This is a genomic window from Dietzia sp. Cai40, from assembly GCF_014145165.1.
Lineage (GTDB): Bacteria > Actinomycetota > Actinomycetes > Mycobacteriales > Mycobacteriaceae > Dietzia > Dietzia natronolimnaea.
Genome location: NZ_JAALEB010000106.1, coordinates 1 through 23,427, shown reverse-complemented (window position 1 = coordinate 23,427; position 23,427 = coordinate 1). Strand labels below are relative to the sequence as shown.

22 protein-coding genes and 1 pseudogene are annotated in these 23,427 nt (G+C 70.3%); 13 read left to right on the top strand and 10 right to left on the bottom strand.

The window, feature by feature from the left end; translation table 11 throughout:
• Both G6022_RS05105 and G6022_RS05100 read left to right on the top strand, forming a co-directional pair.
• Positions 1-217: pseudogene (locus G6022_RS05105) on the top strand (alpha/beta hydrolase); the annotation flags it as partial.
• Between the two features lie 128 nt (positions 218-345).
• Entirely contained in the window at positions 346-897 is a 552-nt protein-coding gene (locus G6022_RS05100) for a YceI family protein (RefSeq protein WP_179524060.1), read from the top strand.
• 151 nt (positions 898-1,048) lie between these two features.
• On the opposite strand, the gene G6022_RS05095 is transcribed toward G6022_RS05100, so the two are convergent.
• Positions 1,049-1,651, bottom strand: a complete 603-nt coding sequence (locus tag G6022_RS05095) for a hypothetical protein (RefSeq protein ID WP_179524059.1) — start codon at positions 1,649-1,651, stop codon at positions 1,049-1,051.
• A gap of 212 nt (positions 1,652-1,863) precedes the next feature.
• Here G6022_RS05095 and G6022_RS05090 point away from each other — a divergent pair, with 212 nt between their 5' ends.
• Complete coding sequence (locus tag G6022_RS05090) at positions 1,864-2,343, top strand: hypothetical protein (protein WP_182638625.1); 480 nt, start codon at positions 1,864-1,866, stop codon at positions 2,341-2,343.
• Between the two features lie 82 nt (positions 2,344-2,425).
• Here the strand turns inward: G6022_RS05090 and G6022_RS05085 are convergent, their stop codons facing one another.
• From G6022_RS05085 to G6022_RS05070, 4 genes are all read right to left on the bottom strand, one after another.
• Positions 2,426-3,328: an alpha/beta fold hydrolase gene (locus G6022_RS05085; RefSeq protein ID WP_182638628.1), complete on the bottom strand. Its 903-nt coding sequence runs from the start codon at positions 3,326-3,328 to the stop codon at positions 2,426-2,428.
• A 150-nt stretch (positions 3,329-3,478) separates the two neighbouring features.
• Positions 3,479-3,940 (bottom strand): hypothetical protein, encoded by a 462-nt coding sequence (locus G6022_RS05080; protein ID WP_179524057.1) that lies wholly within the window; start codon positions 3,938-3,940, stop codon positions 3,479-3,481.
• Positions 3,937-5,148: an acyl-CoA dehydrogenase family protein gene (locus G6022_RS05075; RefSeq protein WP_182638626.1), complete on the bottom strand. Its 1,212-nt coding sequence runs from the start codon at positions 5,146-5,148 to the stop codon at positions 3,937-3,939. The genes G6022_RS05080 and G6022_RS05075 overlap by 4 nt, the downstream gene beginning before the upstream one ends.
• A 26-nt stretch (positions 5,149-5,174) precedes the next feature.
• Positions 5,175-6,386, bottom strand: a complete 1,212-nt coding sequence (locus G6022_RS05070) for an AI-2E family transporter (protein WP_182691110.1) — start codon at positions 6,384-6,386, stop codon at positions 5,175-5,177.
• Positions 6,387-6,600: 214 nt separating this feature from the next.
• Between G6022_RS05070 and G6022_RS05065 the strand changes: the two genes are divergently transcribed.
• The 3 genes from G6022_RS05065 to G6022_RS05055 all read left to right on the top strand — a co-directional run bounded on the left by G6022_RS05065 (position 6,601) and on the right by G6022_RS05055 (position 10,488).
• Entirely contained in the window at positions 6,601-8,859 is a 2,259-nt protein-coding gene (locus G6022_RS05065; protein ID WP_182638630.1) for a catalase, read from the top strand.
• Positions 8,860-8,984: 125 nt separating this feature from the next.
• Positions 8,985-9,563, top strand: a complete 579-nt coding sequence (locus G6022_RS05060; RefSeq protein ID WP_182638631.1) for a polyketide cyclase — start codon at positions 8,985-8,987, stop codon at positions 9,561-9,563.
• 100 nt (positions 9,564-9,663) lie between these two features.
• Complete coding sequence (locus tag G6022_RS05055; RefSeq protein WP_347237775.1) at positions 9,664-10,488, top strand: alpha/beta fold hydrolase; 825 nt, start codon at positions 9,664-9,666, stop codon at positions 10,486-10,488.
• 77 nt (positions 10,489-10,565) lie between these two features.
• Here G6022_RS05055 and G6022_RS05050 read toward each other — a convergent pair whose 3' ends face one another.
• Entirely contained in the window at positions 10,566-12,164 is a 1,599-nt protein-coding gene (locus G6022_RS05050; RefSeq protein ID WP_182691107.1) for an HNH endonuclease signature motif containing protein, read from the bottom strand.
• Positions 12,165-12,274: 110 nt separating this feature from the next.
• The gene (locus G6022_RS05045; protein ID WP_182638634.1) at positions 12,275-13,693 is read right to left on the bottom strand and encodes an MFS transporter; all 1,419 of its coding nucleotides are present in this window, start codon (positions 13,691-13,693) and stop codon (positions 12,275-12,277) included.
• A gap of 104 nt (positions 13,694-13,797) precedes the next feature.
• Between G6022_RS05045 and G6022_RS05040 the strand changes: the two genes are divergently transcribed.
• Positions 13,798-14,334, top strand: coding sequence for a hypothetical protein (locus G6022_RS05040; protein WP_187700850.1), 537 nt, complete (start codon positions 13,798-13,800; stop codon positions 14,332-14,334).
• 17 nt (positions 14,335-14,351) lie between these two features.
• Here the strand turns inward: G6022_RS05040 and G6022_RS05035 are convergent, their stop codons facing one another.
• The gene (locus tag G6022_RS05035) at positions 14,352-15,341 is read right to left on the bottom strand and encodes a TIGR03620 family F420-dependent LLM class oxidoreductase (RefSeq protein ID WP_182638636.1); all 990 of its coding nucleotides are present in this window, start codon (positions 15,339-15,341) and stop codon (positions 14,352-14,354) included.
• 154 nt (positions 15,342-15,495) lie between these two features.
• Between G6022_RS05035 and G6022_RS05030 the strand changes: the two genes are divergently transcribed.
• From G6022_RS05030 to G6022_RS05010, 5 genes are all read left to right on the top strand, one after another.
• Positions 15,496-16,797 carry an acyl-CoA dehydrogenase family protein gene (locus G6022_RS05030; RefSeq protein ID WP_182638637.1) on the top strand — a complete coding sequence of 434 codons (1,302 nt, stop codon included), beginning with the start codon at positions 15,496-15,498 and terminating at the stop codon, positions 16,795-16,797.
• Positions 16,798-16,930: 133 nt separating this feature from the next.
• Positions 16,931-17,794 carry an SDR family oxidoreductase gene (locus G6022_RS05025; RefSeq protein WP_241731059.1) on the top strand — a complete coding sequence of 288 codons (864 nt, stop codon included), beginning with the start codon at positions 16,931-16,933 and terminating at the stop codon, positions 17,792-17,794.
• A 2-nt stretch (positions 17,795-17,796) separates the two neighbouring features.
• Positions 17,797-19,701 carry a glycoside hydrolase family 15 protein gene (locus G6022_RS05020; protein WP_182638638.1) on the top strand — a complete coding sequence of 635 codons (1,905 nt, stop codon included), beginning with the start codon at positions 17,797-17,799 and terminating at the stop codon, positions 19,699-19,701.
• Entirely contained in the window at positions 19,698-20,660 is a 963-nt protein-coding gene (locus G6022_RS05015) for a TIGR03885 family FMN-dependent LLM class oxidoreductase (RefSeq protein ID WP_182638639.1), read from the top strand. The genes G6022_RS05020 and G6022_RS05015 overlap by 4 nt, the downstream gene beginning before the upstream one ends.
• A gap of 66 nt (positions 20,661-20,726) precedes the next feature.
• Positions 20,727-21,203 (top strand): hypothetical protein, encoded by a 477-nt coding sequence (locus tag G6022_RS05010; RefSeq protein WP_182638640.1) that lies wholly within the window; start codon positions 20,727-20,729, stop codon positions 21,201-21,203.
• A gap of 177 nt (positions 21,204-21,380) precedes the next feature.
• Here G6022_RS05010 and G6022_RS05005 read toward each other — a convergent pair whose 3' ends face one another.
• Positions 21,381-21,551 carry a hypothetical protein gene (locus G6022_RS05005; protein WP_182610057.1) on the bottom strand — a complete coding sequence of 57 codons (171 nt, stop codon included), beginning with the start codon at positions 21,549-21,551 and terminating at the stop codon, positions 21,381-21,383.
• 249 nt (positions 21,552-21,800) lie between these two features.
• Here G6022_RS05005 and G6022_RS05000 point away from each other — a divergent pair, with 249 nt between their 5' ends.
• A complete protein-coding gene (locus G6022_RS05000; protein ID WP_182638641.1) occupies positions 21,801-22,655 on the top strand; it encodes a PhzF family phenazine biosynthesis protein in 855 nt (284 codons plus the stop codon).
• A gap of 55 nt (positions 22,656-22,710) precedes the next feature.
• Here the strand turns inward: G6022_RS05000 and G6022_RS04995 are convergent.
• Positions 22,711-23,427 (bottom strand): FAD-binding oxidoreductase (locus tag G6022_RS04995; RefSeq protein ID WP_182691105.1); only part of this gene is annotated, 717 nt, incomplete at its 5' end.

The window sequence follows — 23,427 nt, the reverse complement described above, 5'->3', positions numbered from 1 at the left end:
CGCGAAGGCCGCGGAGCTCGCCGGGACCCCCGTGCTGGTCCAGATCGCCGACCTGGACCGGAGCGCCCCACCGCACGCCGCGAGCACCGCGGCGTTCGCCGCCCGCGCCGAGGTGCGCCACTACCCGGGCGATCATTTCGACCTCTTCCCCGGCCGGCCGTGTCACGACCTCGCGGTCACCCACGCGCTGCACTTCCTGCGCCGTCACGTGGGGTGACCGACCGATCCGAACTCATCCGAATTTCTCCGAACTTCTTGTTGACGCATCACCATTGAGGCGCTACTGTAGGTGACACAACAACCAATCGCCCCGGTGTCCAGCCGGGGACCACCGAAGGAGTCACCATGACCGCGACGCTCACCGACCTCACCGGCACCTGGAACATCGACCCCACCCACACCCGCCTCGGCTTCGTCACCCGCCACGCCATGGTCACCAAGGTCCGCGGGTCGTTCAACGACTACACGGGCACGGTCACCGTCCCCGCGGAGGGAGTCGACGGCGCGACCGCCGAGGTCGTCATCACCGCCTCCTCGATCGACACCCGCAACGCCGACCGCGACGGCCATCTGAAGTCCAACGACTTCTTCGACATGGACAACCACCCGGAGATCACCTTCCGCTCGACGAAGATCGCGGCCAACGGCTCCGGCGGCGTCGACGTGACCGGCGACCTCACCATCAAGGGCACCACCAAGTCCGTGACCATCCCGTTCGAGTACGAGGGCACCGCCACCGACCCGTTCGGCAACCTCCGCGCCGGCTTCGAGGGCACCACGGTCATCAACCGCAGCGACTTCGGCCTGACCTGGAACGCGGCGCTCGAGACCGGTGGCGTGCTCGTCTCCGAGAAGGTCACCCTCGAGATCGAGCTCTCGGCCATCAAGCAGGCCTGAGTCCCCGCCCGGCCCGGCCGGGAGGACCCCCGTCCGGCCCGGTGACGCCCCCGGGGCCGGACGGCGCCCCCCGGCAAGAACTGCACCGCCAGGCCCTAGCCGCCAGGTCCTAGCCGACAGGTCCTGGCCGCCAGGCCCTAGCCGACAGGTCTTAGGAGACGACGACGAAGACCGCGGAATGCGAGCCGTCGGCGTCCTCCCAGGTCCCGCTGAGCGTGCCCGGCGAGCCGATCAGGGGGCGGTCAGCCTCGGCGTCGTTCTCCTCCGAGATCACCCGGATCACCTGAGGTGCGGCATCGGCGTCGCTGTCGCCCGTCGCCCCGTCCCCACCGCCCCGCACGTTGACGGGCGACGGGGTGACCGTGCCGTCCTCCACCGCCAGATGGTCGGCGGCGGTGTCGCGGTGACTGACGACCCGCCGCACCTCGGTCACGTACACGGGGTCCGCCGGCGCGTCGTACACCCAGCGACGACCGAGGACAGAGTGTTCGAGCGTCCCGACCAGTGCGTCCTGCGCCCCCGGGAGCTCCGCCCCCCGGTAGGTCACGGGGACGTGGAACGTGCGCGCACCGTCCGAGACGAGGAAGGCCTCCATGCCCACCTCGCCGTCGGGGTCGACGAACCGGTAGGCGGTCACCTGCTCCAGCCGCGTCGGGTCACCGTCGAACCACGACTGGTGGCGGATCCACGCCCGGAGCAACTCGAGTTTGCCCGGGCTGAGGACGGCGTCATAGATCTCGGCGGTTCCACTCATGGGACAAGCATCCCCGGAGAGCGTCGACGCGGCAAACACTCCGCGAGATGAAGAAGAATTTGTCCGGGCGCCGTCGCTCCAGCGCATCACGACATTCCACCGACCGGGCTCCGACGGGGAGTGATCGCGGTCACAGCACGCTGGCACTGTCGCCGTTACGGTGACCGCCGTGTCTCCGGGAGACCCCGGCGCCCGAACGAAAGGTGACCACCATGAAGAAGACCATCGCGATCATCGGTTCCGCTGCCGCCCTGTCCTTCTCCGGTGCGGGACTGGCCGCCGCCCAGAGCGATCTCCCCGGGCTCGACAGCGGGTCGGTCGGCGCCCCCACGACCGTCGAGACGGACATCGACGGCGCCGAGACCCCCGCCGAGGTCTCGGACATCGCGCAGCAGCTCTGCGGCACGATCTCCGCGTACGACTTCCTCGGTTCCGTCGGCGGCGTCGCGCCCGGACTGTCGGGCGAGGAGTGCGAGGCGAACGCCGACCTGGCCATCTCCACCGCGATGACCGGCGACATCGCGGGCGCGATCGACATCCTCCGTGGCATCGACGCCGAGATCCCGGGGGACGATGACACCGACGGCACCGAGACCGACGGCGACGACACCGCTTCGGACGACACCGCTGCCGACGACGCCACCGGCGACGACGTCGCGACGGGCGGCGACACGGTCGAGACCGACGCCTGACAGACCCGAGCCGGCCCCGGCCCCCACGACGGGGCCGGGGCCGCCGTCATCTCCAGCCGGGCCCTGTCGGATCGGCGGTCCCCTATCGGGCCTCGTCGCCGCCCGCGGTCACGAGCTCACCGAGGAGCTGGTGGTCGATGTGGCCGGGCTCGGTCGACTCCATGAAGTCGACGAGGATCCGCTCGACCGCGGCGGGATCCTCGACGTGCGGATAATGCCCGGTGCCCTCGACGATCGCGAGCCGGCTGCCCGGGATCGCCTCGTGGGTGGTGTGTCCGTGCGAGACGGGGATGATCGGGTCGCGGTCGCCCCAGATCAGCTGGAAGGGCAACTGCGCCGCCAGATAGAGCCTGTTGCTGGCGGAGACGGCCTGCCCCTTGTTGTCCACGACCGCGCGGAGGGTCTTGAAGAACGTGCGACGGTGCCCGGGCCTGCCGAGCGACTCGTACGCCGCCCACGGCTCCTCGAGCGCGATCGCGCGGACTCCCCTGCCGGTGAGGAACCCGCGGGCCTTGTCCCCGGCGGACACCAGGAACGGGGCCGCACCCGCGGTCAGCAGGAGCTCGGCTCCGGGGACCGCGAGCAGGCGCAGGATCCAGTTGACCTCCTTGCCCAGGCCGCCGCTGCCGATCAGCGCGATGCGCTCGCAGAAGTCGGGGTACTGGTAGACGAACTGCAGGGCCACGCCGCCACCGAGCGACTGGCCGATCACCGTGCACCGCCTGATGCCCTTGACCACCAGCAGGTCGCGCAGGGCGGAGGCCATCGCCCCGAGCGAGTAGTCGTCGAAGTCGAGGGAGCTCTCCCCGTGGCCCGGCAGGTCGGGGGCGATGATGTGGAACCTCGATTCCAGACGCGGGATCAATTCCCGCCAGGTGACGGAACTGCCCGCCATGCCGTGGATGAGGAGCAGCGTCGGCTTGCCCTCGCCGGCTCCCGCCTCGCGGTACGCCAGCTCGCGTCCGTGGAGCCTTGTCCGCTGCATCTCGGTCTTGTGCACATCGCTGTTCTGCATGTCGCATTCCCCCTCGGGGACGGTCTCCGCGCCGTACCTCGTCGCAAGGAGCACCTCGACCCATTGTGCGCCATCAGGGCCCCGGGGAGCAGTTCTCTCTATCACATCCGGCCCGGACGCTCATCCGAACTCCCGCGCGAGCCGCCGGTGCCGGTGGGCGAACAGTGCCCCGACCACCACACGGACGACCGATCCGGGCACCAGCGCACGCGGTACGGCCCGCAGGGTGTCGGTGACGCGGGTGGAGCCGTCGGCCAGCGATTCGAGCTCTCGGCGGTGCTCCCACACCCGACACGACCCGAGCTCCGAACGCTCCTGGAAGAACCGGGGAGCCTCCAGGTCGACCAGGACCAGGTCGTCGTACTCCACCGGGATGACCCCGCCGAGCAGGATCCACGCGCGCCCGATCGGCCGACCCAGCGGCACGTCCGCGATGGAGGCCCCCGCCAGTCGCGCGGGAAAGCGCATCCGCAGCAGAGGCCGGAACTCGTCACTGACCCCGTCCGCGGTGACCACGCGCGCCCACACCTCGTCGCGCGGGGCGCGGACCACGCTCGCCCGCACCACCTCGACGGCCGTCACGGCAACCGCTGACCGGAGATCGCGCGGGCGATCACCAGCTGCTGGATCTGCTCGGTGCCCTCGAAGATGTCGAAGATCTTGGCGTCGCGGTGCATCCGCTCGACCGGGTACTCGCGGGTGTACCCCACCCCGCCGAGGATCTGGATGGCGCGCTCGGTGGCCCACACGGCGGTACGGCCGGCCTTGAGCTTGGACATGGAGCCCTCGGCCCGGGCCATGGGCTGCCGGGTCGCGCCCAACCACGCGGCCCGGCGGACCAGCAGTCGAGAGGCGTCGATCTCCACCGCCATGTCCGCGAGCAGGAACGAGATGGCCTGGTTCTCGATGATCGGTCGGCCGAACACCACCCGCCCCTTGGCGTACTCGAGCGCGTACTCGTGTGCCGCCCGCGCGATGCCCACGGCCATCGCGCCCACGGTGGGTCGGGTCCGTTCGAACGTCGCCATGGCGGCCTGGCCCCCGGTCCGCTCGCCCTCCCGGGCGCGGGCCAGCTTCTCGTCGAGCTTCTCCTTGCCGCCCAGCAGCGCCGAGCCCGGCACCCGGACGTCGTCGAAGAAGATGTCGGCGGTCGCCGACGCGCGCAGGCCGTGCTTCTTGAGTCGGGGTCCGGCCTCGATCCCGGGGGTCCCGGCCTCCATGACGAAGGCGGCCTGGCCGCGGGAACCGAGCTCCGGGTCCACCACCGCCTGCACCACGAGGACCGAGGCCACCCCGCCGTTGGTCACCCAGGCCTTCTGCCCGGAGATCACCCACTCATCCGTGGCCTCGTCGTAACGGGCCCGGGTGCGCATGTTGCCCACGTCGCTCCCGGCCTCCGGCTCGGACGAGCAGAACCCGCCGACCGCCGGTTCGGCTTCGGTGCCGTAGCAGCGGGGCACCCACTCGATGATCTGGTCCGTGGTCCCGGCCGAGGCGATGCCCGCCGCGGCCAGTCCGGTGCCCATGATGGACAAGCCGATCCCCGCGTCGCCCCAGAACAGCTCCTCGCACAGGATCGGATAGGACTGACCGGTGTCGTCCTGCCGCAGCGTGGCCATGATCTCGTAGCCGTACAGCCCGATCCTGGCGGCCTCCTGGATGATCGGCCAGGGCGTCTCCTCGCGCTCGTCCCATTCGCGGGCGGCCGGCCGGATGACCTCCTCGGCGAAGGCGTGGGCCCAGCCCTGCAGCTCGCGCTGCTCGTCGGTCAGTTCCATGCTGAAGGTCATCGGTTCCTCTCGGTGGGGGTGGTGGGTCAGCGGGTGGCGGGGTCGCCGCCGGGCACCGCGGGCTCGTCGTCGTCAGGTCCGGAGTCGTCGTCCGGCCCGGAGACCACGGCGCGGTCGGGCACCAGTCCCGGCCCCTCGGCGGGTTCCCGGTCCACGTCCCCGCCCGTCCCCCCTGCCAGGTACCGCACCACGGTGTTCACCATGGCGGTGACGGGGACGGCGAACAGCGCTCCCACGATGCCGAACAGGTAGGTGCCCGAGGCCACCACCACGATCACGGCCAGCGGGTGAAGGGCCACCGCGTGACCCATGAGGACGGGCTGCAGCACGTGCGACTCCACCTGGTGGACCACCAGGACGATCGCCAGCATCGCGATGGCGATCACCGGTCCCCGGTCCACCAGCGCCAGCGCGGTGGGGATCAGCCCCGCGACGAGGGTGCCCACGATGGGGACGAACGACGCGAGGAACACCACCACCACGATGGGGATCACGAAGGGCACGCGCAGCACCAGCGCACCGAGCCCGACCCCGGTGGCATTGATCGCGGCCACGGTCAGCTGCGTCCGGGTGTAGGCGCCGAGGCTGCCCCAGCCCTGTCGCAGCGCGCGGTCGACGTTGAGGCGGCTCGCGCGGGGGAACCACCCGACGAAGAACGCCCACAGCTTCTCCCCCTGGTAGAGGAAGAAGAACAGGGCCACCAGGCAGATGAGCAGACCGGCCACCGCGTCGACGGCCGTGTGCCCGAACTGGACCGCGCCCGCGGCCACCGCCTCGGAGTGGGACTCGATCCAGGCGCGGACCTGCGCGACGGCCTCCTGCAACCGGTCGGCGGTCAGGTGGAGCGGGCCGTCCTCCAGCCACTGCAGGGCGGTGTCGACGCCGCTGCCGAGTTTCTCCCTCATCTCCGGGACCCCGGTCGCGAGCTGGGTGGTGACCAGCGCCAGCGCGCCCACCACCAGCGCCAGGACCCCGAGGACGACGACGAGCGCCGCCAGCGCCCGCGGGACCCGCCGGGGCACGCGGTCCACCAGCGGCCGGAGCATGGCGGCGAGCAACACCGCGATCGCGAGTGGCGCCAGGATCACCGACAGTCGTCCGATGGCCTGGCCGAGGATCCACCCGCCCCCGGCGATCAGGAGCAGGCAGGCCGCCCAGGCCGCCGCCAGGACCACCGGATACGGGAGATGGGATCGGGGGATCGCGGCCGTGCCGGCGTCCTCACCGTGGGTCGTCATGGGAACACCATAGGCGCGCTGACCTCAGACGACGTCGACTTCGCGCCGCATGAGGGCACGCCGCCGGGAACGGGACCCACACGCCGCGGGACCGGGTGGCCGAGCGCCGGAGCGTACTCCTGCTCCGACCCCTTCGCGACTGGTTGCGAAGTCCGCGCCGAGTGGGAGAGTCGGCACGACCCGTGAACTCACACGCAACCCTCGGAGGAGTCACATGTCCGACAAGAAGTCCGCCGCATCCAAGACGGCCGGAGCTGCAGCCAAGAAAATCGTGGACAAGGCCGAACAACTCGCCGACGACATCGTCGGCGCTGGCGACGTCGTTCCCGGCGTCCCGGCGCCAAAGCCCCCCTCACTCGAGGAGCCGACCGACCCCACCGGCCCGCTTCCCCCCAAGCCTGACCAGAAGGGCCCGACGCCGTTCAGCCCCACCGGTGCGGAGTCCTCTGACACCGAGGACGCCGCCCGCCAGCAGGGCGAGTTCCTCACCACCGCGCAGGGGGCGCGGCTCTCTGAGACGGACCACTCCCAGAAGGCCGGCCGCCGCGGCCCGACCCTCCTGCAGGATCACCACCTGCGGGAGAAGATCACCCACTTCGACCACGAGCGGATCCCGGAGCGCGTGGTCCACGCCCGCGGCGCCGGTGCTCACGGTGTCTTCGAGGCCAACGGGGCGGCGGCGAGCGTGTGCCGCGCCGGGTTGTTCGCGGAGGGCAAGCAGACCGAGGTCTTTGTCCGCTTCTCCACCGTCCTCGGGTCGCGCGGGTCTGCCGACAGCGTCCGCGATACCCGCGGGTTCGCCACCAAGTTCTACTCCGAGGAGGGGACCTGGGACCTGGTCGGCAACAACATCCCGGTGTTCTTCATCCAGGACGCCATCAAGTTCCCGGACGTCATCCACGCGGGCAAGCCGCACCCGGACCGCGAGATCCCGCAGGCCCAGAGCGCACACGATACGTTCTGGGACTTCGTCTCACTCCACACCGAGGGTCAGGCGCACGCGATGTGGAACATGTCCGACCGCGGCATCCCCCGCTCCTACCGGATGATGGAGGGCTTCGGCGTCCACACCTTCCGGCTGATCAACGCCGCCGGCGAGACCAACCTGGTCAAGTTCCACTGGAAGCCCCACCTCGGCGTGCACTCGCTGGTGTGGGAGGAGGCCCAGATCGCGGCCGGCATGGATCCGGACCTGCACCGCCGGGATCTCGCCGATGCCATCGAGGCCGGCGCGTTCCCCAAGTGGGACCTGGGCATCCAGGTCTTCCCGGACACGGTGGACTCCGACGGGGTGAGCGAGATGTTCCACGGCATCGACCTGCTCGACCCGACCAAGTTCGTCCCGGAGGAGCTCGCGCCGGTCCAGGTGATCGGCACCATGACGCTCAACGCCAACCCCAAGAACTACTTCGCGGAGACGGAGCAGATCGCGTTCCACCCGGGCCACCTCGTGCCCGGGATCGACGTGACCAACGACCCGCTCCTCCAGGGCCGGCTGTTCTCCTACCTCGACACCCAGATCTCGCGGCTGGGTGGACCGAACTTCGGGCAGCTGCCGATCAACCGCCCGCACGCCCCGGTCAACGACATGCTGCGGGACGGTATGCACCAGACCGCCGACCACGTGGGGGTCGCGCCGTACAAGCCCAACAGCCTCGACGGCGGGTGCCCGTTCCTGGCCGGCGCCGACGACGGTGCCCTGGTCGAGGTGGCGCAGCACATCGCCGACGCGCAGGTGGTCCGGGACGCGCCGGCCACCTTCGACGACCACTACTCGCAGGTGACGATGTTCTACTCCAGCATGACCGAGGTGGAGAAGGAGCACATCGCCGGCGCGTACACCTTCGAGCTGGGCAAGTGCTACGAGGAGAACATCAAGATCCGCCAGGTCGAGCAGCTGGCCCGGATCGACCACGACCTCGCCGTCACCGTCGCCACCGGTCTCGGTCTACCCGCGCCCGCCAAGGTCCCGGTGGCCGAGGTCGTCACCAGCCCCGCTCTGTCCCAGATCGGCCGCGAGTGGCCCTCCGACGGTCGCCTCATCGGGATCCTCGTCACCGAGGCCTCCGACGTCGCCGCGGTCAAGGCGCTGGAGCAGGCTGTATTCGACGACGACATGGTCCCGCTGGTCATCGCCCCGACCGGCGGCACGCTCGGTGGAAGCGATGCGGACGATGCAGAGACGGTCACGGTCTCCCGCACCTACCGCACCCAGCGGTCCATCGAGTTCGACGCCCTGGTCGTGGTGGACCTGCCCGCCGACGCGAACACGGACGTGCTGATCAGCGAGATGTTCCGCCACAAGAAGGCGATCGCCTCGCTCGCGCCCGTCGACCAGTTCGTCGACTTCGGGCTCACCGCCGACACCCCCGGTGTCGTGGTGGTGGACGAGGCGGCGGGAGTCCTGCCCGCGCTCAAGCCGCTGCTGGCGACCCACCGTGCGTGGGACCGGCCGGATCCCGCACGGATCTGATCGCGGCACAGATCTGAAGGCGGCACAGATCTGAAGGCGGCACAGATCTGAGGGCGGCACGGATGTGAGGCCGGAGCGGTGCTGATGGCAGCGCCGCGCTGATACCCGGGGGTAGCGTCAACGGCATGACGGACATCGAATCGACCAGCTCGTCCGGGGCCGACGACGCCGCCCCCGGGACACGCCTCGAGGCCAGGCGGGTCATCGCGGCGCCGGCGGACCGGGTGTTCGCTGTGCTCTGCGACCCCGACGGTCACGTGGCCATCGACTCCTCGGGGATGCTCCAGTCGGCCGAGGGCTCGACGGTCACGGCCTCGGGCGACCGGTTCGTCGTGCACATGGATCGGGAATCGCTCGGCGACTACGACCTCGGCCGGTACGACGTGACCGTCATCATCACCCGGTTCCTGCCGGGTGAGGAGATCGCCTGGACCATCGACGGCCAGATCAAGCCGCCGATCGGTCACACCTACGGGTATCGCCTGACGCAGCTCGGCAGCGGGACCGCGGACGGAGGCGGAGGCGGAGGCAGCGCCGGGGACCTCGACGGGCCACTGACGGAGGTCGTGAGCTACTACGACTGGTCCGACGCCCATCCCAAGTGGCGCGATTCCGGCATCCTGCCGGTGCTGGACGCGTCCGCACTCAAAGCGACCCTGGGCATCCTCGAGCGGGCCGTCCGGAGAGGATACGTCCGTGGCTGATCCGACCGTCCCAGGCCAGACTCCGCCGAGTTCTGAATCGCTGGGTTCCGAGCCGCTGAGCTCTGAATCGCTGGGTTCCGAGCCGCCGCGGTCCGCGGAGATCACGTTCTCCCGCGGCCGCCTCCGTTTCCGGGCCATCGACTCCGGCCCGGCCGACGGCGAGGTCGTAGTGCTCCTCCACGGATTCCCGCAGCGCACGAGCAGCTGGGACGCGGTGGCGCCCCTCCTCCACGCGGCCGGGTTCCGCACGCTGGTCCTGGACCAGCGTGGCTACTGCTCCACCGCCCGCCCCAGGGGTCGGCGGGCATATCGACTGTCCGAGTTGGTGGGCGACGTCCTCGCCCTGCTCGACAGCGCGAACCTGCCCGCCGCCCACGTCGTCGGCCACGACTGGGGCGCGGCCGTGGCGTGGGGTGTGGCCGCCGCGCATCCCGACCGGGTCCGGTCGCTCACCGCGGTGTCGGTGCCCCACCTGGCGGCCTTCCGCCGCGCGATGATCGTCTCCGACCAGCTGCTGCGCTCCTGGTACATCGGGTTCTTCCAGTTGCCGCGGGTTCCCGAGCGGGTGCTCACTTCGGACGGAGGCCCGGCGGAACGCGCTCTCGCCACGATGGGCATGACGCCGGAGATGATCGCCCGCTACCGCAGCGAGATGGTCGCCGACGGCGCCGTGCCCGGTGGACTGGGGTGGTACCGCGCGCTGCCCTTCGCCTCACCCGGGAAGGCGACCGCCCGTGTCCGCGTGCCCACGACCTTCGTCTGGAGCGATCACGACCCGGCACTCGGCCGCGGTGGCGCCGAGCGGACCGCCCACTACGTGGACGCCGACTACCGCTTCGTGGAGATGTCCGGTGCGAGCCACTGGATACCCGAGGAACGCCCAGCTGAGCTCGCCGAGGAGATCATCGCCCGCGCGCAGAGTTGAGCCGGCGGCAGAACCAATAGCAGAGAGAGCGCCCGGGGCGCGGGGTCCGGGATCCGGGATCTGGGGTCCGGCCCCCGTCAGAACGGGGGCGGGTCGTCGTCGTGATCGCCGCGCCGCCTGCTGCGCTCGGGGCCATCTTCGGAGCTGGCGCCCGGCGACCTCCCGGGTGGCCGGTTGGGACGCGGGGACACCGGGGCGGTCACGAACCCGCGGGCCCGCGCCAGCGGGCCTGTAGGAGTTGTGGTCAGGACATGTCTGCCGAATCGGATCTTGATCCGCCCGCCGTCGAGGTACTCATAGTGGGCGTCGGAGAAGGTCTTGTACCGGTGATGCCGCCGACACATGCACATCAGGTTCTTCTCGATGGTCAGCCCGCCACTCGAGGGATCGGAGTGGTTGAAGGGGACAATATGATCTATGTCGCAGGATTCCGCCGGCACCGCGCAACCGGGATGCCGACAGGTCCCGTCTCTCATTCGGACCCGTCGCGCCAGGTCTGGAGGAATCCGATAGCGATAGGCGCTCTCACCGCCATCGTGGGTTCCGGGTCGAGTGTCCACGAGCTCGAAGGTCGCGCCCTTCGCGGACTCGAGCAGACGGGTCAGGGTCTCGAGCGCTGCTTCTCCCGTTCTGGCGAACTCCAGTCGAGGCGCTCCGACTCCGTTGGCGATCACGGTCACACGCGGACGCAGTAGCGGCGAGACGTTCACCGGTGCGTGCACGGGGTCGTCCGCTCCATCGGCCCCCCGCTGCCCCGCCGCATCCTCAGCAGCAGCAGCAGGGGCACCGTCACCGGCACTGGCCCCGCTGCCGGCGGCCTCGCCCGTGCGCGCGCCGTTTCCCCCGCCCCGAGCCGCGTCCGAGCCGCGGGCTGAACCCGGCGTCGGGTCCGCAGATCCTGCGGCGGATGTGCCGCGATACCCGCCGTCGGGGTCCACCACGACATGGTCACCGGTGGCCATCGCCACCAACGCGTCGGCGCGCCGCTGCGAAAGGGTGCGGCGGTCACCTGGCGCCGCTTTTCCCGCGAAGGCGTCGATTCGCTCCGCGAGAACCGCCCCCGCAGCTGCGGGCAGACGGGCTGTCATGGTGCACATCCCGCGGTCTTCTCTGCGAAATCGCACGCCCCGACCGAAGGCGGCGTCACGGCGGCGCTCTGCCTCGCCCTCCGGGTCGATCTTCGCGACGACGTTGTCCGCGTGCCGGGAGATCGTCCTCCGGTTGGGCCGCTCCCCCCTATGGAGTCGCTTGAGATAGTCCTCGACGACAGCGGCCTGTACCTCGTGGCTGAGGGAGGGGTCCACGTCCCTGATCCGGCTACACAGCAGCATCGCGATGCGCTCGCATAACAGCCCCGATTCCATCGCATCCAGAACCGCGGGGGCCCAGGCGTGCACGTCCACGGCCAACCCGACCACGTCACTCGCCCGCGAGTACGTCACACCGGTCGTGGCGACCAGAGACTGGCAGGTGTGATCGATGGGGTCGAGCCTGGACCAGTCAGGCTCCCCCGGGCCCATCTCCTGCAGTCGCGCCTCGAGCTGCCGTTCGTGGTGCTCGACGAGGGCATGGACACCCCGGCATCTCGCGGCGGCCGCGCGATTCTCGGCGAACAGCACCTCTGAGGCGAGGAGTTCGGCGGCCACGCCATCGGCCGCACTGCCACTGCAGATCATCGCTACTCCTCACCTGAATCGCTCCTGTGTTCGATTATATCGAACACATATGCGGATCAGGTAACGATCCTGCAACGCCTCGGGGGGGGTGCGTCCCGAGGTGCCGTGGGTCAGTCCTCCGTCTCCCACGGGGGCGGGATCATGGCGGCGACCGCGGCAGCCGCCAGAGCGACCCCGCACCCGAGCAACAGGCCCACGCGGAAACCGGTCTCGGTGGGCACGAACAACCCCCCGAAGTCCACGGACATCTGCGTGAGGATCACCCCGAGTACCGCCGCGGCCGTGGTGGTGCCGATCGACCGCATGAGGGTGTTGACGCTGTTGGCGGACCCCATCTCGGAGTGCGGCACCGACGACATGATGAGGGCGGGCATGGCACCGTAGGCCAGACCCACGCCGGAGCTGGTGATGACGGCCGCGATCATGACGCCCCACGTCGAGCCCATGAGGAACATGGCGGAGGCGTACCCCGATGCGATGACCAGCGATCCCAGGATGAGCGTGGGCTTGGGACCCCGTGTGGTGATGAGTCGTCCGCTGATCGGGGAGACGGCCATCATGGCCAACCCGCCGGGCGCGATCCACAGCCCCATGGCGACCATCGACTGCCCCAGCCCGTGGCCGGTGGCCACCGGGAGCTGGAGTATCTGGGGGATGACGAGCAGCTGCGCGTACAGACCCATGCCCACGAGGATCGAGGCGATGTTGGTCAACAGGACCGGTCGGCGGGCCGCCACCCTCAGGTCGATGAGCGGGGACGGGTGACGCAGCACCCACCAGCCCCACACGGGAAACGCGACGGCAGCCAGCGCGAACAGCCCGAGGGTCAACGCCGAGAGCCAGCCCCAGTCCGCGCCCTTCGACACCGCCAGCAGGAGCGAGATCAGACCCACCGCGAGTCCCACGGCTCCGATCGGGTCCAGGGTCCCGTCGGGTTTGGCGGCCGGGAGCGACCGGATACGCAGGGCCATCATGACGATGATCCCCACGCCGAGCACCGCCGTACCCCAGAACATCCACTGCCAGGAGCCGTATTGGGCCAGCGCCGCGGCTGCCGGGAGCCCGAGCGCACCACCGACCCCCAACGAGGAGCTCATGAGGGCGATCGCCGGGCCGAGTCGGACGGCGGGCAGCACCTCGCGCATCGTCGCGATGCCGATCGGGATCACGCCGATCCCCACGCCCTGGAGCGCACGCCCGATGAGCATCGGCCACAGCGAAGTGGACAGTGCGCACAGGACGGACCCGATGACCATCACCGCGGTGACGCCGATCAGGACGTTCTTCTTGGGATAGAGGTCGCCGAGGCGGCCCATCATCGGGCCGGCCACCGCTCCGGCGAGCAGGGTCACCGTGACGACCCACGCGGCGTTGGTCGCCGAGGTGCCGAGGATGGCGGGCAGCATCCCCAGCAGCGGGATCACCAGGGTCTGGGTGAGGGACATGACGATCCCGCCGAAGGCCAGGACGACGATCAGTCCGTTCTGCTCCGCCCGAACAGCGTCCCCGCCGCGCGTCCTGCCGCCCATTGATGTGTCCTCTCGGAAACCCTTTAGTCGGACACTACAGACAGGTGTCGAACGCGTTCGCTGTCGACCCCGGACCCTTGTGGTCCGCCTCACCCGGTGCCAGCATGGGGGTGGTGAACACCACCGGCACGACCCGGCGGGCCATCCGCCGACCCACCGCCACCGTGACCGCGACCCTCGCCGCCACGGCAGTCGCACTGGCCGCCGCCCTCGCGGCCCCGGCCACCGCGAACGCACAGGGCTCCTCCGAGGCCCTCACCCAGCTCCTGCCCGCCCCGAACCGTCTGGTCGCCTGGGGCGGATCACCCACCGGTGCGTGCGCCGGTGCCGTGTCCACCTCACTGCGAGGTGACGGCTATCCCGGGACGGCCAGTGTGAGCTGGGCATTCGCGGTCGTCGGCGTGGGTCCGTGCGCTCTGACCGCCACGCTCTCGTGGCGCAACCTGGACACCGGCGCGAGCGGGGAGAAGGTCGCGCAGATCCCCCACCCGCGGATCTCCCTCGGAGTACCGGACCCCATCGCGCACCCGTACGACGCGATCATCCCCACCGGATCCGGCCGGGTCGAGTACCGACTCACCACCACCGGTGGAGCCGAGGCGGGACCGATCGTCGTCGACACCGTCGCCTACACCGGCTGACCCCGCACCGGGTTCCGTCAGCCCAGGAGCCCCTCGTACGCGTGCCGCCAGTCCTCGACGGGCGGGACCAGGATGTTCTCCCCGAGCACCTGCACGAGCACCGTCGAGGCGCCCGCGTCCAGGTGTTCCTGTACCCGCGCCCGGGTGGCCTCGACCCCCCGGGTCACCATGGCCGACTGGAGGCGGTCGCTGCCGCCTCGGACGTAGTCGGACTCGTCGAAACCCTGGCGGGTCCAGGAGTTCCGGTAGTTGGGCAGCCCGGTGTAGATGTTCAGGTGGTCCCGGGCCCGCGACCGCCACAGCTCGTCGTCGTCCTCCACGCCGGTGGCGACCACCGCGGCGTGTTCCACGACCAGGGCCGGTCCGTCCTCCCCGGTTCCGCCGAGGATCTCGCGCGCCCGCGCCGTGTGCTCGGGGAGGGTCAGATAAGGGTGCGCGCCGGCGGTCCGGTCCCGGGACAGTTCGAGCATCTTGGGACCGAGCGCGGCCAGGACCACCGGCGGCATGGTGTCCTCCCCCGCCGCCATGGGCTGGGTCCGGTCGAGCGCGTCGAGGTACTCGCGCATCGCCGACAGTGGACGCCCGTAGTTGTGCCCGCGGTGCCGTTCGACCAGCGGAGCGTGGGACACGCCCAGACCCAGGACGAAGCGGCCGGGGTGCATGGCCTCGATGGTGCGCGCGGCCGCCCCCGCCGCCGAGGCGTCCCGACCGTAGATGTTGGCGATGCCCGTACCGATGGCCATACGGCGGGTGGCCCCGAGGTAGAGCTGCGCGGCGGTGAACGCCTCGCGCCCGACGGCCTCGCCGAACCACAGCGACCCCCAGCCCTGCTCCTCGAGTTCGCCGAGCAGATCCGGGATCCCGGCCGGCGGCACGCCCTCCAGGGAGCCCGTCCACAGACCGATCCTCCCCAGTTGGTCGCGGCCCGCCTGGGTGTCGCCGGCCCGGGTGCCGCCCGCCTGGGTGTCGCCGGCCGGGTCGGATGCGTCGTCGAGGGGAGCACTCATGCACCCGAGTGTGCTCGACCTCCCGCAGGTTCTGCGGGGATTGCCCGGCGGGAGACGTTTCACGCCGAAACCCCGTCCCACGCCCCGGGGCGCGACAGACTGAACCGGAACATGTTCCAGCGGCGGCCTGGGGCACCGAGGAGACGAGACACCGATGTACGAGTGGTCCGAGACCGATCTGATGATCCGGGAGGCCGTGCGGGGCTTCATCGCCAAGGAGATCCGCCCCAATCTGGACGGCCTGGAGAGCGGGGAGATGCCGCCCTATCCGATCATCCGTAAGTTGTTCGCGGAGTTCGGGATCGACACCATGGCCGCCGACGGCGTGGAGAAGATGCTCGCCAGGCAGCGGGCGCGGGAGTCGGGCGGGTCAGACGGGTCGGGCGGGTCAGACGGGTCGGGCGATTCGGAGAGCTCGGGCGGTTCGAGCGGAGCGTTTGAGGGCCAGGACTCGCTGATGGCGGTGGTGATCAGCGAACTCGCCGGGGCCTGCATGGGTCTGGTGTCGGCGCTCGGGGTGAGCATCGGCCTGGGTGCCACGACCATCATGTCGCGCGGGACGCTGGCGCAGAAGGAACGCTGGCTGCCGGGCATCGTGACCATGGAGAAGGTCGCGTCGTGGGCGATCACGGAGCCGGACTCGGGGTCCGACGCGTTCGGCGGGATGCGGACCTATGTGCGGAGGGACGGCGACGACTACATCCTCAACGGCCGCAAGACGTTCATCACCAACGGCCCGCATGCCGACGTGATGATCGTCTACGCCAAGCTCGACGAGGGCGCGGCGGCCGGAGCCGACGACCGCGACGCCGCGGCGGCCAAGCGTGACCGCAAGGTCCTGACATTCGTCCTGGACACGGGGATGGACGGCCTCACGCAGAGCGCGCCGTTCAAGAAGATGGGTCTGCACAGCTCCCCCACCGGCGAGTTGTTCTTCAACGACGTCCGGCTCGGCCGCGACCGCCTCCTGGGGGAGACCGAGGAACACCGTGGTGGCGACGGTCGCGAGTCCGCCAAGTCCAGCTTCACCGCCGAACGCACCGGGGTGGCGATCATGGCGCTGGGCATCATCCAGGAGTGCCACCGACTGTGCGTGGACTACTCGCGCGAGCGCACCCTCTGGGGCCAGGAGATCGGGCGGTTCCAGCTGATCCAACTCAAGCTGGCCCGGATGGAGGTGGCGCGGATCAACGTGCAGAACATGGTGTTCCACTCCATCGAACGGGCCCGCGCCGGAAAGCCCCTGACCCTGGCCGAGGCGTCGGCGATGAAGCTCTACTCCTCCGAGGCGGCCACCGAGGTCGCGATGGAGGCGGTGCAGCTCTTCGGCGGCAACGGCTACATGGCGGAGTACCGGGTCGAACAACTCGCCAGGGATGCCAAGTCGATCATGATCTACGCCGGTAGCAACGAGATCCAGGTGACACACATCGCCAAGGGCCTGCTGGGTCGCTGACGCACGGGAGGTCGACGCCCGCTGACCCGCTCGGGGCCTCCGGACGCCGTCCGGCCCCGGTGGCGGATACGACACCTTTACGTACGTTGGAGATATGAGCACCACGAGCGATATCACACGACGCGCCGAGGAGATGACGAACGACAGCGGCGGGTTCCCGCCCCAGGAGCAGCGGCCCCCCGGGCTCAGCTCCGAGATGACCCCGGTGCCCGATCACGGGGAACAGACCTACCGCGGATCAGGCAAGCTCCAGGGGATGAAGGCCCTGATCACGGGCGGGGACTCGGGGATCGGGCGGGCCGCGGCCATCGCCTACGCCCGAGAGGGAGCCGACGTGGCGATCTCCTACATGCCGGAGGAGGAGTCCGACGCCCAGGACACCCGGGGCTGGATCGAGGACGCGGGCCGGCGGGCGGTACTCCTCCCCTGTGACCTGCGCGAGGAGTCCCAGTGCCGTCAGATGGTCCGGGACGCCGCGGAGCAGCTCGGCGGACTGGACATCCTGGTGAACAACGCCGGTTACCAACACGCTCGCGGCGAGGGTCTGGAGACCATCGACAGCGAGAACATGGACCGGGTGTTCAAGACCAACCTGTACGCCACGATCTGGGCGAGCCAGGAGGCGCTGGACCACCTCGGCCCCGGGTCCTCGATCATCACGACCACGTCGATCCAGGCCTACCAACCGGCCCCGCCGCTGCTCGACTATGCGGCCACCAAGTCGGCCCTGAACAACCTCACCGTCAACCTCGCCTCCGAACTCGGGCCCCGGGGCATCCGGGTGAACGCGGTCGCGCCCGGCCCCATCTGGACGCCGCTGCAGCCGGCCACGCAGCCCGGCGAGAAGCTGGAGGAGTTCGGTTCGGACACCCCGCTCGGTCGCGCGGGTCAGCCCGCGGAATGTGCGGGAGCGTTCGTCTTCCTCGCCTCGCCCGCCGACGCCGGTTACGTCTCGGGCACTGTGCTCGGGGTGACCGGCGGCAAGCCCGTCTTCTAGAGATGGGCGGCTCGACGCGCAGCACTCCCCTCGAGGACTACGCCCTGCTGTCCGACCTGCGTACCGGCGCGCTGGTGTCGCGGGACGGGAGCATCGACTGGCTCTGCCTCCCCAGGTTCGACTCCCCTGCAGTGTTCTCAGCCCTGCTCGGCGGCCCGGAGGACGGCCGGTGGTGCCTTTCGGTAGTCGACGGCGAGGTGCTCGATCGCCGCTACATCCCGGAGACCTTCGTGCTCGAGACGACCTGGCGGTCGCCGACCGGCACCGCCCGGGTGACCGACTGCCTCCTGCGCAGCGAGTCGCAGGGGGACCTGATCCGCCGGGTCGAATGCCTCGACGGCGAGGTGGCCGTCGAGCACGACCTGCGCCTGAGGTTCGACTACGCACGCGCCACGCCGTGGACCCGGGAGATCGCCAGGGACGGCCAGGACCGCGCGTTGCTGGCCCTGGCGGGCCCCGACGGCATCCTGGTGACCGGTCCGATGTTGCACTGGCCTGACGAGGACGACGACGACTTGTCGCCCAGCGACGACACCCACGCCCGGGCCGCCGTGCGCGAGGACGAGCAGTCCCAGGAAGGTGGGCGCGCCCGGCGACTCCAGGGATCATTCGATGTCCGCGCCGGAGAACGGCTGGACTGGGACCTGACCTGGTTCCCGTCCCACGAGGAGGTCCCCGACCCGCCCGACGCCGACGAGACGATCGCGGCGACCATCAGCGCCTGGACCGACTGGTCGTCACAGCTGGAGGTCGAGTGCGATCCCCAGCCGGAGGTGACCCGGTCGCTCCTGGTCCTGCGGGCGCTGACCAATCTGGACACGGGCGCCATCGTGGCCGCGCCGACCACCTCGCTGCCCGAGTACTTCGGCGGCGAGAGGAACTGGGACTACCGCTACACCTGGCTCCGCGACGCCGCCTTCACCATCGAGGTCGTGGTGGCGCACGGCCTCACCGAGGGTGCCGCGCTCTGGCGGGACTGGCTTCTCCGCGCGGTTGCCGGCGACGTCGACGACGTCAAGATCATGTACGGCCTGGGCGGGGAACGCCAGCTGATCGAGATGGAACTTGACCACCTCGACGGCTACGAGGACTCCCGGCCGGTGCGGGTCGGCAACGGGGCGGCGGACCAGTATCAGGCCGACGTGGTGGGGGAGGTCATGATAGCCCTGCACGACCTGCGCGAGGCCGGTGTCCACGAGGACGAGTACACCTGGGGCCTGCAGAAGGGTCTCCTGCGCTACGCGGAGAAGCACTTCGACCGCGAGGACCACGGGATCTGGGAGATGCGCGGGTCCACCCACCACTTCACCCACGGGCGGGCCATGATGTGGGCCGCGTTCGACCGTGGCGTCCGCGCGGTCGAGCAGCACGGGCTCGACGGACCCGTGGAGCGGTGGCGCGAGCTCCGGTCCCGCCTGGCCGAGGAGATCGACGAGCACGGGTTCGACGACGAGTTGGGCAGCTTCACCCAGACCTACGACAACTCCGAGGTGGACGCCTCCCTCCTGCAGTTGCCCCATACCGGATTCCTGGACTACGGCGATCCCCGGATGCTCGGGACGGTGGCGTGTATCGAACGTGACCTCGTCACCGAGGAGGGTTTCGTCCACCGCTACCGGGTCGACAGCGGGATCGACGGCCTCGAGGGCGGCGAGTACCCGTTCGTTCTGTGCACCTTCTGGCTGGTCGAGCAGTACGCCGGGAGCGGCCGCGTCGACGAGGCCCAGACCCTCATGGAGACCATGGTGTCCCGGGGCAGCGACCTCGGCCTGTTCTCCGAGGAGTTCGATCCCGCATCCGGCCGCCTGGCGGGGAACTTCCCCCAGGCGTTCAGTCACATCGGGTTGATCCGGGCGGCCGACGCCATCCAGGCGGCCCGGAAGGGACGACAGGAAGGCGAACGATGACCACCTACGGATTCCACGCCTCGCACGAACAGATCTCCCCGGGCAGGTTGCTGCGGGACGTCCAGCAGGCCGAACGCGCGGGCTTCCGCATCGCGATGTGCTCCGACCACTTCTCACCCTGGTCCACGCGCCAGGGCCATTCGGGCTTCGCCTGGTCCTGGTTGGGTGCCGCGCTCGCCACCACCGGCATGACGTTCGGCACCGTCTGCGCGCCCGGCCAGCGCTACCACCCCGCCGTCGTCGCCCAGTCGTCGGCCACATTGGCCGAGATGTTCCCCGACCGCTTCTGGGTCGCCCTCGGCAGTGGTCAGAACATGAACGAGCACATCACCGGCGACAAGTGGCCGGACAAGGCCACTCGGCAGGCCCGCCTGGAGGAGAGCGTCGACGTCATCCGCCGCCTCCACCGCGGCGAGGAGGTCACCCACCACGGACTCGTCGACGTCGAGAACGCGCGGGTGTACTCGCTCCCGGAGACACCACCCCGGATCATGGGCCCGGCACTCACCCCGGAGACCGCCGCGCGGGCGGCGACCTGGGCCGACGGGCTCATCACCATCAACGACGACCCCGACTCGGTCCGGCAGATCGTCCAGTCCTATCGGACGGCCGGCGGCCGGGGGACGCTCGCTCTGCAGGTCCACGTGGCGATCGAGGACACCATGAGCCGCGCACGCGAGGTCGCCCGGGATCAGTGGCAGAACCACGCCGTGGACCCGCCGGTCGCCTACGACCTGCCCACCCCGGAGCAGTTCGACCTGGTCGCCCGGTACATCCCGGACGAGAAGATCGAGGAGACCGTGATCGTCACCGACTCGGTCGATCACCTCGTCGGCCGGCTCCGCGAGTTCGAGTCACTGGGGTTCGACGAGATCTATCTGCACCACGTCTCCCAGGACCAGTCCGGTTTCCTCGAGTTGGCCGAGCAGGAGCTGCTCCCGGCCCTCGCCCGCGGTTGAGCTCGTCGGTGACGACCCTGCCGGTTCGCGGTTGCCGCCTCGCCGAGAGGACGTAACGTCGCCGGTATGGCCACCGAGTTGTTGCACACGTACATGCAGGACCACCACGCCGGGGCCGCCGCCGGGGTGGACCTGTTCCGGAGGGTGGCCAAGGACCACGAGGACCCCGAGATCCGTGGGGTCGTCTCGCGTATCGGCGACGAGACGGTGGACGACCTCCACAGTCTCGAGGAACTCATGACCCTGGCGGGGACGTCGCCGTCTGCCCTCAAGGACCTCCCTGCCCGCGCCGCGGAGAAGCTCGGTCAGCTCAAGCCCAACCAGCGATTCGCCGAGAGGTCGCCGCTCAGTGATCTCCTCGAGCTGGAGGCGCTCACGATCGCTGTCCGGGGCAAGGAGCTGGGGTTCAGGGCCCTCCTCGACATCGGCGACCCGCGATTGCCCCGCCCCACGCTAGAGACGCTGGTGGCGCGAGCGGTAGAGCACGGCGCCCAGCTCGAGAGACTTCGCCTGACGTGCACGGACGCGCTCCGCGAGAGCTGAACGCCGCACCACCCGGCGCGGCGCCCGGGTGAGTGATGGCCCGGCGAGGCCGCTTCGTTCGTATCGACCCCTCCCGTTACGTCGCGAGTCGGCCCCCGCCGCGCGGGGGCCGACTCGTGGTTCTCGAGGGCACTGGCCCGAGGCCGGACCGTGCACTCGCGTTGTACGGTTCGCGGGTCAGACCAGCTCGGCGGAGCCGATGAGGCCCGCGGCACCGTTGACGGCGGTGCGGATCACGCCGACGACCGCGCCGAGGAAGTCGGTGCCGGCGTCGATGACACCAGAGCCGGTCGTGAAGGTGGTCGAGCCGAGCTGGAGGAGGCCGAGTCCTTGATCGATGCTGCCCATGATGTGATTCCTTTCGTCGTGTGACGACGGCGGGCCCGTCGCCATCCGGGCTCGTCGTCCGGATGGGTTCGGAATCATCCGGACCGAGGGGCCGACACCCACCGAGGGAGTGAGGGCTCCGCTCGATGTTGCCGGTACGTGCACCGTAACAAAGCTGCGGCGCAAATCCACCGCACCGGAAGGTCGCACGTCAGGGTGGTGGCGCCCGGCCGCGCACGCCCTCCGGCAGGTGGTGCGTACCGTCGGGGAATGAGATTCTCGCAGGTAGACGTCTTCTCCCACGTCCCGTTCCGGGGCAACCCCCTGGCCGTGGTCCACAGCGCGGACGGGCTGACCGAGACGGAGATGGCCGCTATCGCCAACTGGACCAACCTGTCCGAGACGGCCTTTTTACTGGCCCCCACCAGCGAGGCGGCCGATTACCGGGTCCGCATCTTCACCCCGGCCGGGGAGCTGCCGTTCGCGGGCCACCCCACCCTCGGTTCGTGCGCGGCGTGGCACTCGGCGGGTGGGCGTCCCCGGGTGCCCGGCAGGGCCGTGCAGGAATGCGGGATCGGACTGGTCACCGTCCGCGACGAGGGGGCCGGTGACTGGTCGTTCGCCGCACCGGAGCTGATCAGGTCAGGTCCCCTCGAGGAGTCGGAGGTGGAGCGACTGGCATCGGGTCTGGGACTGAGCCGCGACGACGTGGTGGACCACTCCTGGGTGGACAACGGACCCGGCTCCTGCGCGCTGCTCCTGCGCGACGCCGAGGCCGTCCTCGCCGTGAGGCCCGACGTGCAGGCCCTGGACGGGGACCGGGTGGGGGTCGTCGGCCGCTATCCGACAGACCGGGAGGACGCGGTCGAGGTCGAGGTCCGCTTCTTCCCCGTCTCGGCAGGAATCTCGGAAGACCCCGTGACCGGCAGCTTCCATGCGGGACTGGCGGTGTGGCTCACCGGCAACGGCACGCTGCCCCCGCGCTACACCGCCCGGCAGGGCTCCGTGCTCGGGCGTGAGGGACGCGTGGGGATCGCGGCCGGATGTGACGACGCCCCCGGCACAGGCATCTGGGTGACCGGGCACGTCGCGCACCTCGTGGAGGGCCAGATCCACCTGGGATGACCGGACCACGGCACCCCGCCCGGCGCGCCGGATCAGAGAATGGGACCGGGGCCGGTCAGCGCATCTCCCCCGCGCCCACGTACGGGTTGAGGCTGGTGGTGGGCCTGCCCTCGGCGAATCGGGAGAAGCGGCAGTCCGCCGGGTCGACACCCGACATCGTCGTCGTCCCGTCGAGCAGCAACTCCGCGGCAAGCCGACCGACCGCGGGCGCCATCTTGAACCCGTGCCCGGAGAAGCCGACCGCCAGGAACAGCCCGTCGACCGGCGAGGGGCCGATCACCGGGTTGTAGTCGGGCGTGGTGTCGTACGCCCCGACGTAGCTGCCGGTGATCGTGGGGTCCGGCATGTCGGGCAGGCGGTGCATGAGCCGCTCCACGACCTTCTCGACGGTCGAGGTGTCGGCCCGGTTCGAGTAGCCGTCGGGATCGATGTACTGCGGCGAGTGGTGGTCGGAGTTGCCGGCGAGGATCTCCCCGTTCGGCTCACGGCACAGGTACTGCAGGCCCACCAGGTCCGACAGGGTGGGCACGTGCTGCACCGGTTCACCCTGATCGACCAGCACCAACTGCGCACGCTGGGCCCGGACGGGGATGTCCAGGCCGACGGTTGCCCCGAGCTGCGGCGCCCACACGCCGGTCGCCAGGATCACCTGCTCGGCGTGGACGGTGGTGCCGTCGGCGAACTCCGCTCCGACCACCCGGTCACCGCGCCCCCGCACCAGCGCCGTGACGCGGACGCTCTGGCGCACGCGGACCCCACGCCGGCGGGCGGC

What these genes read in the sequence shown, in the direction of transcription:
- G6022_RS05100 (WP_179524060.1), top strand. Translation starts at nt 346, where the DNA reads ATGACCGCGACGCTCACCGACCTCACCGGCACCTGGAACATCGACCCC.
- G6022_RS05090 (WP_182638625.1), top strand. Translation starts at nt 1,864, where the DNA reads ATGAAGAAGACCATCGCGATCATCGGTTCCGCTGCCGCCCTGTCCTTC.
- G6022_RS05025 (WP_241731059.1), top strand. Translation starts at nt 16,931, where the DNA reads ATGACGAACGACAGCGGCGGGTTCCCGCCCCAGGAGCAGCGGCCCCCC.
- G6022_RS05035 (WP_182638636.1), bottom strand. Translation starts at nt 15,341, where the DNA reads ATGAGTGCTCCCCTCGACGACGCATCCGACCCGGCCGGCGACACCCAG.
- G6022_RS05015 (WP_182638639.1), top strand. Translation starts at nt 19,698, where the DNA reads ATGACCACCTACGGATTCCACGCCTCGCACGAACAGATCTCCCCGGGC.
- G6022_RS05050 (WP_182691107.1), bottom strand. Translation starts at nt 12,164, where the DNA reads ATGATCTGCAGTGGCAGTGCGGCCGATGGCGTGGCCGCCGAACTCCTC.
- G6022_RS05040 (WP_187700850.1), top strand. Translation starts at nt 13,798, where the DNA reads ATGGGGGTGGTGAACACCACCGGCACGACCCGGCGGGCCATCCGCCGA.
- G6022_RS05010 (WP_182638640.1), top strand. Translation starts at nt 20,727, where the DNA reads ATGGCCACCGAGTTGTTGCACACGTACATGCAGGACCACCACGCCGGG.
- G6022_RS05000 (WP_182638641.1), top strand. Translation starts at nt 21,801, where the DNA reads ATGAGATTCTCGCAGGTAGACGTCTTCTCCCACGTCCCGTTCCGGGGC.
- G6022_RS05085 (WP_182638628.1), bottom strand. Translation starts at nt 3,328, where the DNA reads ATGCAGCGGACAAGGCTCCACGGACGCGAGCTGGCGTACCGCGAGGCG.
- G6022_RS05030 (WP_182638637.1), top strand. Translation starts at nt 15,496, where the DNA reads ATGTACGAGTGGTCCGAGACCGATCTGATGATCCGGGAGGCCGTGCGG.
- G6022_RS05070 (WP_182691110.1), bottom strand. Translation starts at nt 6,386, where the DNA reads ATGACGACCCACGGTGAGGACGCCGGCACGGCCGCGATCCCCCGATCC.
- G6022_RS05095 (WP_179524059.1), bottom strand. Translation starts at nt 1,651, where the DNA reads ATGAGTGGAACCGCCGAGATCTATGACGCCGTCCTCAGCCCGGGCAAA.
- G6022_RS05020 (WP_182638638.1), top strand. Translation starts at nt 17,797, where the DNA reads ATGGGCGGCTCGACGCGCAGCACTCCCCTCGAGGACTACGCCCTGCTG.
- G6022_RS05065 (WP_182638630.1), top strand. Translation starts at nt 6,601, where the DNA reads ATGTCCGACAAGAAGTCCGCCGCATCCAAGACGGCCGGAGCTGCAGCC.
- G6022_RS05075 (WP_182638626.1), bottom strand. Translation starts at nt 5,148, where the DNA reads ATGACCTTCAGCATGGAACTGACCGACGAGCAGCGCGAGCTGCAGGGC.
- G6022_RS05060 (WP_182638631.1), top strand. Translation starts at nt 8,985, where the DNA reads ATGACGGACATCGAATCGACCAGCTCGTCCGGGGCCGACGACGCCGCC.
- G6022_RS05045 (WP_182638634.1), bottom strand. Translation starts at nt 13,693, where the DNA reads ATGGGCGGCAGGACGCGCGGCGGGGACGCTGTTCGGGCGGAGCAGAAC.
- G6022_RS05005 (WP_182610057.1), bottom strand. Translation starts at nt 21,551, where the DNA reads ATGGGCAGCATCGATCAAGGACTCGGCCTCCTCCAGCTCGGCTCGACC.